Origin of the sequence: Pseudomonas sp. Leaf15, from assembly GCF_001421425.1 — a bacterium.
Classification (GTDB): domain Bacteria; phylum Pseudomonadota; class Gammaproteobacteria; order Pseudomonadales; family Pseudomonadaceae; genus Aquipseudomonas; species Aquipseudomonas salomonii.
Genome location: NZ_LMKI01000012.1, coordinates 463,963 through 477,599, shown reverse-complemented (window position 1 = coordinate 477,599; position 13,637 = coordinate 463,963). Strand labels below are relative to the sequence as shown.

Sequence of the window (13,637 nt, the reverse complement as noted above, 5' to 3'; positions counted from 1 at the left end):
GCGGCAAGCGCAGATCCCCCCAGCAACAAAGCTCAACTGTGGGAGCTGTCGAGCCCCAGCGAGGCTGCGAAGGCGGCGGCACAGGCGAGATATAAGTTGCCTGACCCACCGCCTTCGCAGCCTCGCTAAAGCTCGGGAGCTCCCACAGGGGATTGGCTTTGTTGCTGAGGTCTCAGTTTGCAGGGCTATCGCGGCATGCGCAAATCCCACCAGCGAAGCAATTCAAATGTGGGAGCTGTCGAGCCCCAGCGAGGCTGCGAAGGCGGCGGCACAGGCGAGATATAAGGTGCCTGACCCACCGCCTTCGCAGCCTCGCTAAAGCTCGGGAGCTCCCACAGGGGATTGGCTTTGGTTTGAAGTGCCCATTCCCTATTCAGGCAGTACCCGAGGAAACACCAGGCGAAACAAGGTAAAGCCACCGGGCAGGCTGCGCACGTCAGCCTGCCCCTGGTGCAGGGCCATGATTGATTGCACGATGGCCAGGCCCAACCCGGTGCCGCCTTCGGTGCGGGCGCGGCTGCTGTCGACGCGGTAGAAACGTTCGAACAGGTGCGGAAGGTGCTGCGCCTCGATCCCGGGGCCGGGGTTGCTGACCGACAGCGCAACCTGATTGCCGTAGGCCTCCACCAGCAGCGAGATATGCGAGGCTGCCGGGCTGTGGCGAATGGCATTGGACAGCAGGTTGGACAGCGCACGTTGAATCATCAGGCGGTCGCCCTGCACTTGGGCATTGCCGCTGAGGGTCAGGGTCAGTTGTTTGTCTTCGGCACTTAAGGCGAACAAATCCATCACGCGATGGGCTTCGTCCGCCAGCGACACTTGGGTGAATGAGCCCCGCGCGGCCGGATGGCTGACCTGGGCCAGGAACAGCATGTCGGAGACGATGCGCGCCAGGCGTTCGAGCTCTTCGGTGTTGGATTCCAGCACCGCTTTGTATTCCTCCGGTGGCCGCTGGCGGGACAGCGTCAACTGGGCCTTGCCCATCAGGTTGGTCAGTGGCGCGCGCATTTCGTGGGCAAGGTCATCGGAGAATTGCGACAGCTGTTGCACCCCCGTGTCCAGGCGGTCGAGCATCACGTTGAAGCCATGGGCCAGTTCGCCCAGCTCATGGGGCAGGTTGTCGATGGATAAACGGTGGGTCAGGTCCTGGGTGGTGACTTTGGCCGCCACATGGCTGAACTGCTTCAGTGGCGCGAGCCCGCGCTGCACCAGCCACCAGGCGCCCATGCCGATCAGGATCAGCAGCATCGGCAAGGCAATCAAGGTGGCGCGCAGGTAGGCACTGAGCAACGCCTGGTCGTCCATGCGGTCCAGCGACAGCAGCACGCGCACCCGTTCGCCATTGGCCAGGCGCATCAGGCTGGAGGCGCTGAGCACCTGGTTGTCATTGCTGTCGGCCCAATTGAGGTAGCCGAGGGTTTCCCTGGGTGTGAAGTCCGTCAGCAAAGGCTCCTGGGGCTTGGCGCCAATGCTCAGCAGTACGCTTTCATCCGGCGCTGTGCCGACGATGGTCAGGTAGAAATTGTCGTGGCCGATCACCAGGTCCATCAATGAGTGCGGGCGGGCGCGGATGCGGTTGGCGTCCAGGCCCTGGGCCAGGCTGTGTTGGATCTGCTCCATCTTGCTTTCCAGGTTCTTGCGCGCCAGCTTTTCCAGCTCGTGGGTCAGCGCCACGTACGCCAGGGTCGCCAGCAACAGCACCAGGCCGGCGCCCATCAGGCTGACGGTCAAGCCGAGGCGCATCGACAAACTGCCGGCTTTCATCCGCGCGCCTCCAGCACATAACCCACGCCGCGAATGGTGTGGATCAGCTTCACTTCGCTCTGGTCATCGACCTTGGCCCGCAAGCGGCTGATGGAGACTTCCACTACATTGGTGTCGCAGTCGAAATTCATGTCCCACACCAGCGAAATAATCTGCGTGCGGGTCAGTACTTCGCCGGTCTGGCGCATCAGCACCTGCAGCAGCGCAAACTCTTTGGTGGTCAGGTCGATACGCCGGGTGCCGCGATAGGCGCGATGGCGGCGCGGGTCCAGTTCCAGGTCCAATACGCGGAACACGTCCGGCTGCGGGATATGCTCACTGCGACGCAACAGGGTACGCACCCGCGCCAGCAACTCGGGAAACTCGAAGGGTTTGACCAGGTAATCATCGGCGCCCATGTCCAGGCCCTTGATCTTGTCGGCCAGGCGGCCACGAGCCGTCAGCATCATCACCCGTTGCGTGCCATTGCGGCGAAGCTGCTCCAGCACCTCCCAGCCATCCTTGCCCGGCAGGTTGACGTCGAGGATCACCAGCTCATAGGCGTGCTGCCCGGCCAGGTGCAGGCCGTCGATGCCATTGGATGCGCAGTCCACCACATAGCCGCTTTCATTCAGGCCCTGTTGCAGGTAGTCGGCGGTTTTTTGCTCGTCCTCAACCACAAGGATACGCATGGGGATTTACCTTTTACTGAGGGAGAAGGGCTCCATTTCCTTATGGAATCAGGTGTTTTGGGAGTAGGAAAAGTCTGAACCGTGAAGTAGCTTCAGGGTCAACTGCGACCATTGGTCGCTGCTAAACCTGCCCGCAAAAAAAACGCCCCGAGGGGCGTTAAAAATTCATCTCTTTCCAAAGGAGCTACAAAAAAGCTTCTAGAGATGAATGTTGCTCGGTGCAAATAAGTTGATGCGAGTATAGGAACGTCAACTTAACGGGAAGCTGAGCTCAATATTACAGTTTTGATAACTGGCTATTTGTGAACAGATGTTAGTTAACGGCAAGCGAATGTAAGGGCTCACAGTGCAACCAGTGGGTACTCGGCAATCAAGCGAACTTCTTCCAGGTCTGACTCGAACGCACTGGAGCGCACCGTGGCCTGGCGTAAACGCAAGGACAAATCCTTGAGGCTGCCACTTTGCACCACGTATTTGGCCTCGATATCCCGTTCCCATCGGCGTTGATCGGTCAGCGGGTTACCGGCCGCGTCGCGGCGCATGTACACCGCGTTGGCGTTGCTGTAGTCGGCGCCGGTGCCTTTGGCGTAGCGGGTCATGAAAGACAGGCCGGGAATACCGAAGGCCTGCATGTCGAGGTCGTAGCGCGCCATCCACGAGCGCTCCTTGGGCGAGTTGAAGTCGCTGTACTGGATCGAGTTATTGAGGAAGATCGAGTCCGACTGGCGCAGGTAGTCGAAGTCGTCATTGCCATTGTTGCGCTGGTGTGAGAGGGCCAGGCTGTGGGCGCCAACCTTGACCCCGAGCCTGGCGCTCCAGATGTTGTTGTTGAATTCGCCGAGCAGTTTTTTGCCTTCGTCCACGGCCTTGTAATAGTTGACGTCGCCGAACAAGGACACGTCGTCGCTCAGCGGGTAGCTGGCGTTGGTGCCGACATAGTACTGGTCCCAGGCGTCCTTCAGGCGGCTGCTGTACGCACTGACACTGAGGTGTTGGTTCACCGCGTAGTCGCCGCCGAAATAGCCGATCCAGGGTGAGTCGACCTTGCCTGCGTAGAAGGTCGCAAAGCCCTTGTTCATGCCGCTTTCACTCGGCTGGCTCATTCCGCTCAAGCGCCCGCCTTGCAGGCTCAGGCCCTCAAGGCTGGTGTTCTGCGCGGTGACGCCGCGAAAGCTTTCCGGCAACAGGCGCGAATCGCCAGCGGCCACCACCGGTGTGGCGGGGAACACATCGCCAGCTTTTATCACCGTATCCAGCACCCGTAGTTTCGCCGCGCCGCCGAATTTGCTGTAGCTGCTTTCGGGGTGGTTGTCGCTGTCTACCGGCAGCACGCCGAACGAACCCTTGCCGCCGCTGCGACCGGTGCCCGAGTCGAGCTTGAGGCCGTACATGACAAACGTATCCAGGCCGAAGCCTACGGTGCCTTGGGTAAACCCGGATTCGAATTTGCCGATCAAGCCCTGCGCCAGGGCTTCGGAGTAGCCGTTTCCGGTAGGGCTGGACTGGCCCTTGCGGTCATCGCGGTTGAAGTAAAACGTGCGCGCCAGCACGTTCACGCTGCTGCCTTCGATAAAACCGTCGGGCTTGTCCTCTACGGCCGCGGCGGCCAGGGGCAGCGCGGCCAGTAAGGAAAAGGGAAGGATGTAGTAAGTAATGTGCATGTTTCGCTCCTGGGTAGTGGCAGTTTTCAGCTTCTTATAGAGTCGGGCGTTCTTATTGATCTGGCCCGGGCCGATAGTTGCAAACCGCAGATAACGAACTCATTGCCTGAACATTACAATTCTGGAAACTTACGGCCACCTAACAAATAAGTAATGTTTTGGTGAACATTGCGTCAGGGTTGGTTGATTAATCTCGTCACTGAACTTTTCAGACGAGGAACTAATGATGAACGCTTATAAAGTTGCCCTGGGTGTCTTGGTCGCTGCCCTGTCTTTTGGCGCGTTGGCCGAAGGCGGTGGGGACCGCACTTTTGCCCTGATGATGGAGCGCAATGAAAAAGCCATGGCCGCTTACGCCGAAAAGAAGGGCAAGCCCGCGCCCGAGGTGCAGACCTACCGCTATGGCATGAAGCTGGACATTGAAAAGGTGGTCAACGTGACGCCGCCGATCCGCGCCTGCGAGGCGGTGCCGTCGCGCATGACCTATGAAGACTCCACCGGTAACCTCAATACCCTGGAGTATCAAGTGATGGGCGTGTGTCGAAACAACGGCGGTTAATGGATCCAAAAAACAGTTGGGTGCGGCGAAAAAAAGCGCTTCAGAAAACGCCGGTAGCGCCGATGCAGGTCAGACCCACCTCCCCAAATGCCCATCGGTGCCCCATGTTCAATACCCGCCTGAAGCAAGAGCTGTCTGCTCTTCGCGAAGAATTGTCGAGCTTGCAGCAGGTCAAGGAGAGCCTGGAAAGTGAAATGCTGTGCCTGACGCTGGACGCCGACGGCCGGGTGGAGTGGGCCAATGCCAACTTCCTGCAGGAACTGGTTTACCAGGCCAGCAACATTGTGGGGCGTCACATTGATGAGCTGGTGCCGCCGCATGTGCGCCAGGACGAATTCCAGCTGCGCTTTAAAAATGCCCTGGTGCGCGGCGAACACTTCGCCGGCGCCGTGCGCCTGATGCGTGGCAACGGCAAGGAAGCGTGGCTGCGCTCGATCGTGCAGCCGGTGCGCAACTCGGAGGGGCGCATCAAGCATTTCTCGATTTACTCAAGCGACCTCACCCGCACCATCGAGGCGTCGCGCGAGCATGAAAACCTGATCACTGCGCTGGTGCGTTCCACGGCGGTGATCGAATTCGACCTCGACGGGCATGTACTCACGGCCAATGATCGCTTTCTCGGTGGCATGGGCTACAGCCTGGCGCAGATCCAGGGCAAGCATCACCGCATGTTCTGCGAACCGCAGGAGTACAACAGCACCGAATACCAACAGTTCTGGAAGCGCTTGAACGCCGGTGAGTTTGTTGCAGCACGCTTCAAGCGGATCGATAGCCACGGCCGCACGGTTTGGCTGGAAGCCACGTACAACCCGGTGTTGGACGCCAATGACCGGCTGTACAAAGTGGTCAAGTTCGCCACGGTGATTACCGATCAGGTCAATCGGGAACAAGCCGTGGCCGAAGCTGCCAACATCGCCTACAGCACCTCGCTGCAAACCGACAACAGCGCCCAGCGCGGCACCACTGTGGTGACCCAGGCGGTGGATGTGATGCGTGATCTGGCCAAGCACATGCAACAGGCCGGTGACGGCATCGAGGCGTTGAATGCGCAATCCCAAGTGATCGGCACCATCGTCAAGACCATCAGCGGTATCGCCGAACAGACCAACCTGCTGGCGCTTAACGCAGCCATTGAAGCGGCGCGTGCCGGTGAGCAGGGCCGTGGTTTTGCGGTGGTGGCCGATGAGGTGCGTCAGTTGGCCTCGCGTACCAGCAAAGCCACCGAAGAGATTGTCGGCGTGGTGCGCCAGAACCAGGACATGGCCCGCGATGCGGTGACTTTGATGAACGACGGCCGCCTGCAGGCCGAGCAAGGCCTGGCCCTGGCGTCTGAGGCGGGCACGGTGATTGTGGAGATCCAGGACGGCGCGCAAAAAGTCGTCAGCGCGGTGGGGCAGTTCGCCAATCAGCTGTCGAGCTGACCCGTAGGGCTTGTGCTTGAGGTATCGTAGGTTTTTCTTGCTTGAAGAGCCGACCCTCCATGAGCCCGAACCACCGTCGCCCCGTTCCGCTGTCCAAGGCCTATCGCTTGCTCAACCATGGGCCGACCGTGCTGGTCAGTGCCGCCCACGACGGCAAACGCAACATCATGGCGGCCGCCTGGGCCATGCCGCTGGATTTTGAACCGCCCAAAGTCGCCGTGGTGTTGGACAAGTCCACCTGGACTCGGCAACTGCTGGAAGGCGCCGGCACCTTTGTGTTGCAAGTACCCTGTGTGGCCCAGGCCGATCTGGTGCAGACGGTCGGCAATACCAGCGGTTCCGAGACCGACAAGTTCGCCGCCTACGGCCTGCACACCTTCAGTGGCGAACACACCCAGGCGCCGCTGCTGGAAGGCTGCGTAGCCTGGCTGGAGTGCCGCTTGTTGCCCGAGCCACATAACCAACAGACCTACGACCTGTTCCTCGGCGAAGTGATCGCCGCCTATGCCGACGAGCGCGTGTTCAGCGACGGGCATTGGCACTTCGAGGGGCAGGACGAATTGCGCACCTTGCACCATATCGCCGGCGGGAATTTCCTCAGCATCGGTGCGCCGGTTGTCGGGCGCCAGTTGTAAGCCACGGCTGCAGCGTGCTGCAGGCCGGGTGAGTGTTTTTGCCGGCGACCCCGCATTGTGGGAGCTGGCTTGCCTGCGATAGCGTGTGTCAGGCGCCCAATATATTGACTGATGCACCGCCATCGCAGGCAAGCCAGCTCCCACAGGTTTAATCGCATTTCAGATGGGCCAATCAGCGCCCGAGCATCTTCACCCACCGCGACGGCGGCATGCCGTAGGTGCTGCGAAATTGCCGGGTCATATGGCTCTGGTCGGTGAACCCTGCGGTCAGGGCCGCGTCCACCAGCGATTGGCCTTGGGCCAGCAAGCTGCGCACCAAATCCAGCCGCCGCATGGTCAGGTAGCGGTAGGGGCTGGTGCCGAACAACACACGAAAGTCTCGCGACAGCGCCCATCGATCGCGACCGCAGTGGTCGGCCATTTCATCCAGGGTGATGCTGCGGCCCAGGGCGCTGTGGATAAACTCACGGGCTCGCTCGGCGGCCACATAATCGAAGGATTTGCGGCTGATGATTGCGCCGGATGCCGCGTTCAGCGCGTGTGCCAGGTCGAACAGGGCGTCCTGTTCCTGCATCGGGTCGATCGGGCAGTCCAGGCTTTGCAGCAACACTTCGCTGGCGCGAAACAGGCGCGGGTCAGTCGACAAACCGTTGTGGATAAACGGCAATGGGCGACCACCGAGAATCTGCTGGATCAGCGCCGGCTCCACATAAATCATGCGGTACTTGAAACCCTCCACACTGCTGGCGCGGCCATCATGGGATTCATCGGGGTGAATCACCATGGTCCGGCCCGGCAGGCTGTGGGTCATGCAACCGCGGTAGTGATAGCTCTGCACGCCAAACAAGGTGCGCCCGATGGCGTAGGTGTCGTGGCGATGCGGGTCGAACGCAAAACCGGCAAAGTACGCCTCGATACGGTCCAGGCCGCTGGCATGGGGGGCGCGGTGCAGCCAGTCGAGGGTGGAAGTGGGTTGGCCCATGATGACTTGTCACATGTAGAGGTGGAAACACGTTAACCGAGTCTGCAGCGGTTGTCTGCCGGGGTCTTGTACGATTGTGCAAGCGTGAGCCGAGGCCTATGATCCGGGTTCGTGTACTGCGCTGACGGAGCTGCCCATGGATTTTTTCAACCCCGCCTATGTGGCACCGTTGGTCTCGCTGGCACTGCTGTGGACGGTTGCTGTGGTGACGCCTGGGCCAAACTTGTTCAACACCGCGCAGTTGGCTGCCAGCTGCTCCAGGCGCCATGGCGTTGTGGCGTCGGCGGGCGTGGCCAGCGGCACGATCATTTGGGGCTTGGCGGGCGGCCTGGGCATCAAGTCGCTGTTTACTGCGGTGCCGATGCTCTACCTGGCGTTCAAGATCATCGGCGGTTGTTACCTGATCTACCTCGGGCTCAAATTGTTCAAACGCTCGGCTCCGGCTGCGGGCCAGACGGTTCTGCCCGACGCGCCGCGCCGCTCATTGTTCTCTGCCTGGCGGTTCGGGTTACTGGGCAACTTGTCCAACCCCAAGGCTGCGCTGTTCGTCGCCACCGCCTTTGCCTCGACCATGCCGCCATCACCTTCGCCAGCACTGCTCACCCTGGCAGTCATCACCATGGCCACCTTGTCGTTCAGTTGGTATTCCAGCGTTGCCCTGGTGTTTTCCAGTGAGCGCATGGCCAACCTTTACGCGCGCTCACGCAAATGGCTCGACCGCTTTGCCGGTGGTTGCTACCTGCTGTTCGGCGCACATCTGGTAGCGAATCGCTGACCGCTCATGGTAAGAAGCCTTACTTTCAATAGTGAGGCCGGGTCATGAGCAAGGTGCGGGTAGGTATTATTTTTGGTGGCCGTTCGGCCGAGCATGAAGTCTCGTTGCAGTCGGCGCGCAATATCGTCGATGCGCTGGACCGTTCGCGCTTTGAACCCATCTTGATCGGCATCGACAAGGCCGGCCACTGGCACCTCAACGACACGTCGAACTTTCTGATCAACCAGGAAAACCCGGCGCTTATCGCTCTCAACCAATCCAACCGTGAGCTGGCAGTAGTACCGGGCAAGGCCAATCAGCAAGTGGTGGAAACCTCCGGGCAAGGCCTGCTGGAACACATCGACGTGATCTTCCCTATCGTCCACGGCACCCTCGGCGAAGACGGCTGCCTGCAAGGCCTGCTGCGCATGGCCGACCTGCCTTTCGTCGGCTCCGACGTGCTGGGTTCGGCGGTCTGCATGGACAAAGACATCAGCAAACGGCTGCTGCGCGATGCCGGTATTGCCGTCACACCATTTATCACCCTGACCCGCCGCAACGCGGCGCGTACCTCGTTTGAAGCGGCTATGAACAAGCTCGGTTTGCCGATGTTCGTCAAACCCGCCAACCAGGGTTCTTCGGTGGGCGTGAGTAAGGTTGGCAACGAAGCCGAGTACCACGCCGCCGTAGAACTGGCCTTGGGTTTTGATGAAAAAGTGCTGGTGGAATCTGCCGTCCAAGGCCGTGAAATCGAATGTGCCGTGTTGGGCAACGATAACCCCATCGCCAGTGGCTGTGGCGAGATTGTGGTGAGCAACGGCTTCTACTCCTACGACAGCAAATACATCGACGACCAGGCCGCCCAAGTGGTGGTGCCGGCCGATATCAGCGTCCAGGCCAGCGAGCGCATTCGCCACCTGGCTATCGAAGCGTTTGAGGTTTTGGGCTGCGCGGGGTTGGCGCGGGTTGATGTGTTCCTCACCGATGACGGCGAAGTGCTGATCAACGAGATCAACTCATTGCCAGGCTTCACACGTATCAGCATGTACCCGAAGCTGTGGCAGGCGGCGGGGATGAGTTACAGCGAGCTGGTGAGCCGGTTGATCGAGTTGGCGCTGGAGCGGCATGCCGGGCGTAAGGGGCTAAAGATCAGCCGATAATGACCCGCTAGCGGGCCAGTAACGCCATCAAGCGTTACTGAGCACCTCGCGAAACACGTCTGGTCTTATTGTTGCAATGTGCAACAGCGAGCGCGCCGCGCCAGAGGGGGAGCGGCGGCCTTGTTCCCACTCTTGAAGCGTTCTTACCGAAACCCCCAAAAGCTCGGCAAATTTGGGTTGCGACAGTCCTGTCTTACTCCTTGCCTCTGCTGCTGGGGTAGTTTCAACGTGATGTACGGCGCCGTGGTGTCCCGCTTTTACATCCTGAATGGCCGCCAGCAACTCTTCGCCAATATTGCGTTTGGCGTCACGTTGCTTCAGTTGTTTTTCAGTGAGTGGCATGGTTCATTTCCTTCGCGATTTTGTACAGGATGTGCGCTGGAATATTCTCGGTAGCGCCTTTTCCGTAAATCAGTAGAGCGACCAGAACTCCGCAAGCCAGTTGTGTGGTGTAGATGATTCGCACCGATCCACTTTTTCCACGGCCGTCCTGGCTCCAACGAATCTTGCGACAGCCACCCGAACCAGGCACAACCGCTCCCTTGAGCGGGATATGAGAATAGAGGTTGTAGGTTCTCTTTCACCTACCTGTGCGAGCAATCCACGAATAGATCAACGTCTTCGCTTCTTCAGGGTGATGCGTGCGCCTGCGATAGCTGGCGAAAGTGGAGGATGTGCAATACGTACACACTTCACTGACTTCGATCTGCTCACGCTTAAGCCCTGCTGCTAACAGCAACATTACCCCGAAGCCGCTCAAATCAAACCAGGCACCTCCCGTTTGCCTGGCATAGGGCGGAGAAATTTCGGGGGGCAGCAATGGCGCCGGTTGTACGAAGTTCCACGGCGCCTGACCGTCACGCCAAAGGTGGCCTTGGTCCGCCTGAAACTGCGCAATAAAGTCCTCGCTCACTTCATAGCAGCACGGTTTGATCGACGGTCCGATAGCCACCTGCAACTGCTCCACGGCCATGCCTTGGTCGGCAAATTGCTGCACGGCATTGGCGATGATCCCACCCTGCAAGCCCTTCCAGCCGCCATGCACCGCGGCGACCCTCGCACCGTCTTCAGCCGCAATAAGGATGGGCAGGCAATCGGCCGTGATCACTGCAATCGGCTGATGCTCGCGCGTGAATACGCCATCTGCCGCGACGCTGTTGGCCCCCAGGGCCGCCTGCCATTCAATCACCGTGGCACTGTGCACCTGCTTGCAGATGAACACCGCGTCCGGGCGCGCGGGGTCATTGATTGAGCAAAAACCATGGTCGACGCCGGGGAGGGCGCCGAGATTATCAGCCTGTTGCACGGCACTCTCTCCGTTCGTAGAACATTCAGTCGCCGACCGCTTCGCCTTCACGCCGAGGGTCGGCGCCGCCGCTCAGGGTAACCTTGCCTTGAGCATCGCGCGTGCGAACAATGGCCTGGATGCCGCTGGTCATATCGATTTCGCTCAACGCGTGGCCCTTGTCGCGCAGCGCCTGTTTCAACGCCGGGCTGAACAGGCCGGCCTCCAACTCGGTGGCGCCATTGCGGCTGCCGAAGTTGGGCAGGCTGATGGCGGCTTGCGGGTCGAGGTTCCAGTCGAGCATGGCCACCAGGGATTTGCTCACGTACTCGATGATTTGCGAACCGCCCGGAGAGCCCACCGTCGCCAGCAGCTCGCCGCTCTGGCGGTCGAACACCAGAGTCGGCGCCATGGCCGAGCGCGGGCGTTTGCCGGGCTCGACGCGATTGGCCACCGGCTGGCCGTTTTCTTGCGGAACAAACGAAAAGTCGGTCATCTGGTTGTTGAGCAAAAAGCCCTGCACCATCACGTGGGAGCCGAACGCCGCTTCCACCGTGGTGGTCATCGACACAGCGCCGCCCTGGTCATCCACCGCCACCACTTGCGAGGTGGAGATGCGCAGCGGCGAGCGGTCCGGCGCATAGGCCACCTGGATGCCCGCCGGCGTGCCCGGCTTGGCAACGCCCATGCTGCGTTCGCCGATCAGGGCGGCGCGCTGTGCCAGGTAGTTGGGCGCGACAAGGCCCGCAACCGGTACCGGGGTGAAGTCCGAGTCGGCCACATACAGCGCGCGGTCGGCAAAAGCCAGGCGGCCCGCTTCGGCGATCAGGTGTACGGCTTCGGGCGTAGGCTCAAGGCCCGCAGGCGATGCACTCTTCACCGGTTTCATCGGCGCGATGGCCAGGCGCGGGTCACGGGCCTCCACCGCCTGCAAGGTGCCGAGGATCTGCGCCACGGCTATCCCGCCCGACGACGGCGGCGGCATGCCGCACACCCGGTATTGCTTGTAATCGGTGCACAGCGGCGTGCGTTCCTTGGCGGTGTAGCCTCGAAGGTCGGCCTGCGAGAGACTGCCCGCATTGCGATTGCCCTGAACCTTGCGCGCGATTTCATCGGCAATCGGCCCCTGGTACAGCGCGTCCGGCCCTTCCTTGGCGATGCGCTTGAACACGGCGGCCAGCGCCGGGTTTTTCAACAGTGTGCCGGTGGCTTTAGGCGAGCCGTCGGCGTTCAAAAAGTAGGCCGCCATTTCCGGCGACTGGGGAATGTAGCGGTCGGCAGCAATCAGCGCGTGCAAACGTGGGGAAATCGCAAAGCCTTGCTCCGACAGCCGAATCGCCGGTTCAAACAGCTTGGCCCATTGCAGGTGCCCGGTCTTCTGGTGCGCCATCTGCAGTGCGCGTAACACCCCCGGCGTGCCGACCGAACGCCCGCCAATCTGCGCGTCGGGAAACGCCATCGGTGTGCCGTCGGCCTTCAGGAACAACCGCTCGGTCGCGCCGGCGGGTGCTGTTTCGCGGCCGTCATAGGCGTGCACATTTTTGCCATCCCACAGCATGATGAACGCGCCACCGCCGATGCCGGATGACTGCGGCTCCACCAGGGTCAGCACTGCCTGCATCGCAATCGCCGCATCAATCGCCGAACCGCCCTGACGCAACATCTCGCGCCCGGCTTCCGCCGCCAGCGGGTTGGCGGCGGCAGTCATATGGCGTTCGGCGTGGCGGGTGCTGAGGTCGGTGCGGTAACCCGAGCCCAATTCCGGTGCCGGAGGCTGTTCGTTGACGGGAGTGTGACAGCCGGTCAGCGCGAGCGCTGCGGCAATCATCGACAGTTGACGGCGGGAAATCGAAAACACGCGCTGAACTCCGTTCATTTTGAGAATGATCTGTTGTCCTTGGGTGGTCCTTTTTACAGGTAAATCGTGCCTTGCAGGTAGAGTGCTGCATGGCCTGAAATGATCACGCGGTCGCCCTTGATTTCACACCGCAGTTGCCCACGGCGCTGGCCGCCCTGTTCGGCGCTCAACTGCGACTTGCCCAGGCGCTCGGCCCAGAACGGTGCGAGCGAGGTGTGGGCCGAGCCGGTGACCGGGTCTTCATTGACGCCCACGTTCGGGCCAAACCAACGGGAAATAAAATCAAAGCGCGTGCTTTTGGCTGTCACCGCTATCCCGCGTTTGGGCAGGCCCTTGAGGCGTGCAAAATCTGGCGTGAGGGCCGCGACCTGGGCTTCGTCATCAACGACAACGATATAGTCATCAGTGGCATACACTTCGGCGTGTTCGAGCCCCAGCGCGCTCAACATGCCGGCTGGCGGCTCGCAACGCTCGGGCTGTTTGGCCGGGAAGTCCATTGCCAGTTCGTCGCCATTGCGCGTCACGCGAAGCTCACCGCTGCGGGTGGCAAAACGCAAGACTTCAGGCGCATTCGGCAGCTTGTGAATCAATACCCAGGCGGCAGCCAGCGTCGCATGGCCACACAGGTCCACTTCGACTTCGGGGGTGAGCCAGCGCAACTCATAGACCTCGCCACGGGGCACGAAAAAGGCCGTTTCCGAAAGGTTGTTTTCGGCGGCGATGTGGTGCAGTTGCTCGGTGGGCAACCACTCGGTCAGCGGGCACACGGCCGCGGGGTTACCACCGAACACCTGTTGGCTGAACGCGTCGACTTGATAGATGTCCAGTTTCATCGCAGGCACTCCATATTGGGAGGCAGGACACTAGCAGTGGCTTACGTGGAGCGT

The 13,637-nt window shown here is 60.7% G+C and carries 13 protein-coding genes and 1 pseudogene; 6 read left to right on the top strand and 8 right to left on the bottom strand.

The features are described from left to right. Positions 1–369: 369 nt before the first annotated feature. The 3 genes from ASE80_RS12585 to ASE80_RS12575 form a co-directional block, all read right to left on the bottom strand. Positions 370–1,764, bottom strand: coding sequence for a heavy metal sensor histidine kinase (locus ASE80_RS12585; protein WP_056859173.1), 1,395 nt, complete (start codon positions 1,762–1,764; stop codon positions 370–372). Then, positions 1,761–2,435, bottom strand: a complete 675-nt coding sequence (locus ASE80_RS12580) for a heavy metal response regulator transcription factor (protein ID WP_017137677.1) — start codon at positions 2,433–2,435, stop codon at positions 1,761–1,763. Before ASE80_RS12580 ends, ASE80_RS12585 begins: the two co-directional genes overlap by 4 nt. A 341-nt stretch (positions 2,436–2,776) precedes the next feature. Next, complete coding sequence (locus tag ASE80_RS12575) at positions 2,777–4,096, bottom strand: OprD family porin (protein ID WP_056859172.1); 1,320 nt, start codon at positions 4,094–4,096, stop codon at positions 2,777–2,779. A 226-nt stretch (positions 4,097–4,322) separates the two neighbouring features. Here ASE80_RS12575 and ASE80_RS12570 point away from each other — a divergent pair, with 226 nt between their 5' ends. The 4 genes and pseudogenes from ASE80_RS12570 (at position 4,323) to ASE80_RS12560 (ending at position 6,711) form a co-directional block, all read left to right on the top strand. Beyond that, positions 4,323–4,655: a DUF2790 domain-containing protein gene (locus ASE80_RS12570; protein ID WP_056859171.1), complete on the top strand. Its 333-nt coding sequence runs from the start codon at positions 4,323–4,325 to the stop codon at positions 4,653–4,655. After that, positions 4,655–5,488 (top strand): annotated as a pseudogene (locus ASE80_RS31830) (PAS domain-containing protein); the annotation flags it as partial. The gene ASE80_RS12570 and the pseudogene ASE80_RS31830, both read left to right, overlap by 1 nt. 156 nt (positions 5,489–5,644) lie before the next feature. Then, on the top strand, positions 5,645–6,076 hold the full coding sequence (locus tag ASE80_RS31825; RefSeq protein WP_371920495.1) for a methyl-accepting chemotaxis protein: 432 nt from the start codon (positions 5,645–5,647) through the stop codon (positions 6,074–6,076). A gap of 59 nt (positions 6,077–6,135) precedes the next feature. Next, positions 6,136–6,711 (top strand): flavin reductase family protein, encoded by a 576-nt coding sequence (locus ASE80_RS12560; RefSeq protein ID WP_056859169.1) that lies wholly within the window; start codon positions 6,136–6,138, stop codon positions 6,709–6,711. A gap of 172 nt (positions 6,712–6,883) precedes the next feature. Here the strand turns inward: ASE80_RS12560 and ASE80_RS12555 are convergent, their stop codons facing one another. After that, positions 6,884–7,693 carry an AraC family transcriptional regulator gene (locus ASE80_RS12555; RefSeq protein WP_056859168.1) on the bottom strand — a complete coding sequence of 270 codons (810 nt, stop codon included), beginning with the start codon at positions 7,691–7,693 and terminating at the stop codon, positions 6,884–6,886. Between the two features lie 136 nt (positions 7,694–7,829). On the opposite strand from ASE80_RS12555, the gene ASE80_RS12550 reads away from it, so the two are divergent. Further along, the gene (locus ASE80_RS12550) at positions 7,830–8,468 is read left to right on the top strand and encodes a LysE family translocator (RefSeq protein WP_056859167.1); all 639 of its coding nucleotides are present in this window, start codon (positions 7,830–7,832) and stop codon (positions 8,466–8,468) included. 44 nt (positions 8,469–8,512) lie between these two features. After that, positions 8,513–9,607 carry a D-alanine--D-alanine ligase gene (ddlA, locus tag ASE80_RS12545; RefSeq protein WP_056859166.1) on the top strand — a complete coding sequence of 365 codons (1,095 nt, stop codon included), beginning with the start codon at positions 8,513–8,515 and terminating at the stop codon, positions 9,605–9,607. Positions 9,608–9,634: 27 nt separating this feature from the next. On the opposite strand, the gene ASE80_RS12540 is transcribed toward ddlA, so the two are convergent. From ASE80_RS12540 to ASE80_RS12525, 4 genes are all read right to left on the bottom strand, one after another. Further along, positions 9,635–9,949, bottom strand: coding sequence for a helix-turn-helix domain-containing protein (locus ASE80_RS12540; protein ID WP_056859165.1), 315 nt, complete (start codon positions 9,947–9,949; stop codon positions 9,635–9,637). A gap of 238 nt (positions 9,950–10,187) precedes the next feature. Beyond that, positions 10,188–10,913 (bottom strand): peptidoglycan editing factor PgeF, encoded by a 726-nt coding sequence (pgeF, locus tag ASE80_RS12535; protein ID WP_056859164.1) that lies wholly within the window; start codon positions 10,911–10,913, stop codon positions 10,188–10,190. 25 nt (positions 10,914–10,938) lie between these two features. Continuing rightward, the gene (gene ggt, locus ASE80_RS12530; protein WP_056859163.1) at positions 10,939–12,768 is read right to left on the bottom strand and encodes a gamma-glutamyltransferase; all 1,830 of its coding nucleotides are present in this window, start codon (positions 12,766–12,768) and stop codon (positions 10,939–10,941) included. 35 nt (positions 12,769–12,803) lie between these two features. Then, the gene (locus ASE80_RS12525; protein WP_056859162.1) at positions 12,804–13,583 is read right to left on the bottom strand and encodes a PhzF family phenazine biosynthesis protein; all 780 of its coding nucleotides are present in this window, start codon (positions 13,581–13,583) and stop codon (positions 12,804–12,806) included. Between the last annotated feature and the right edge of the window lie 54 nt (positions 13,584–13,637).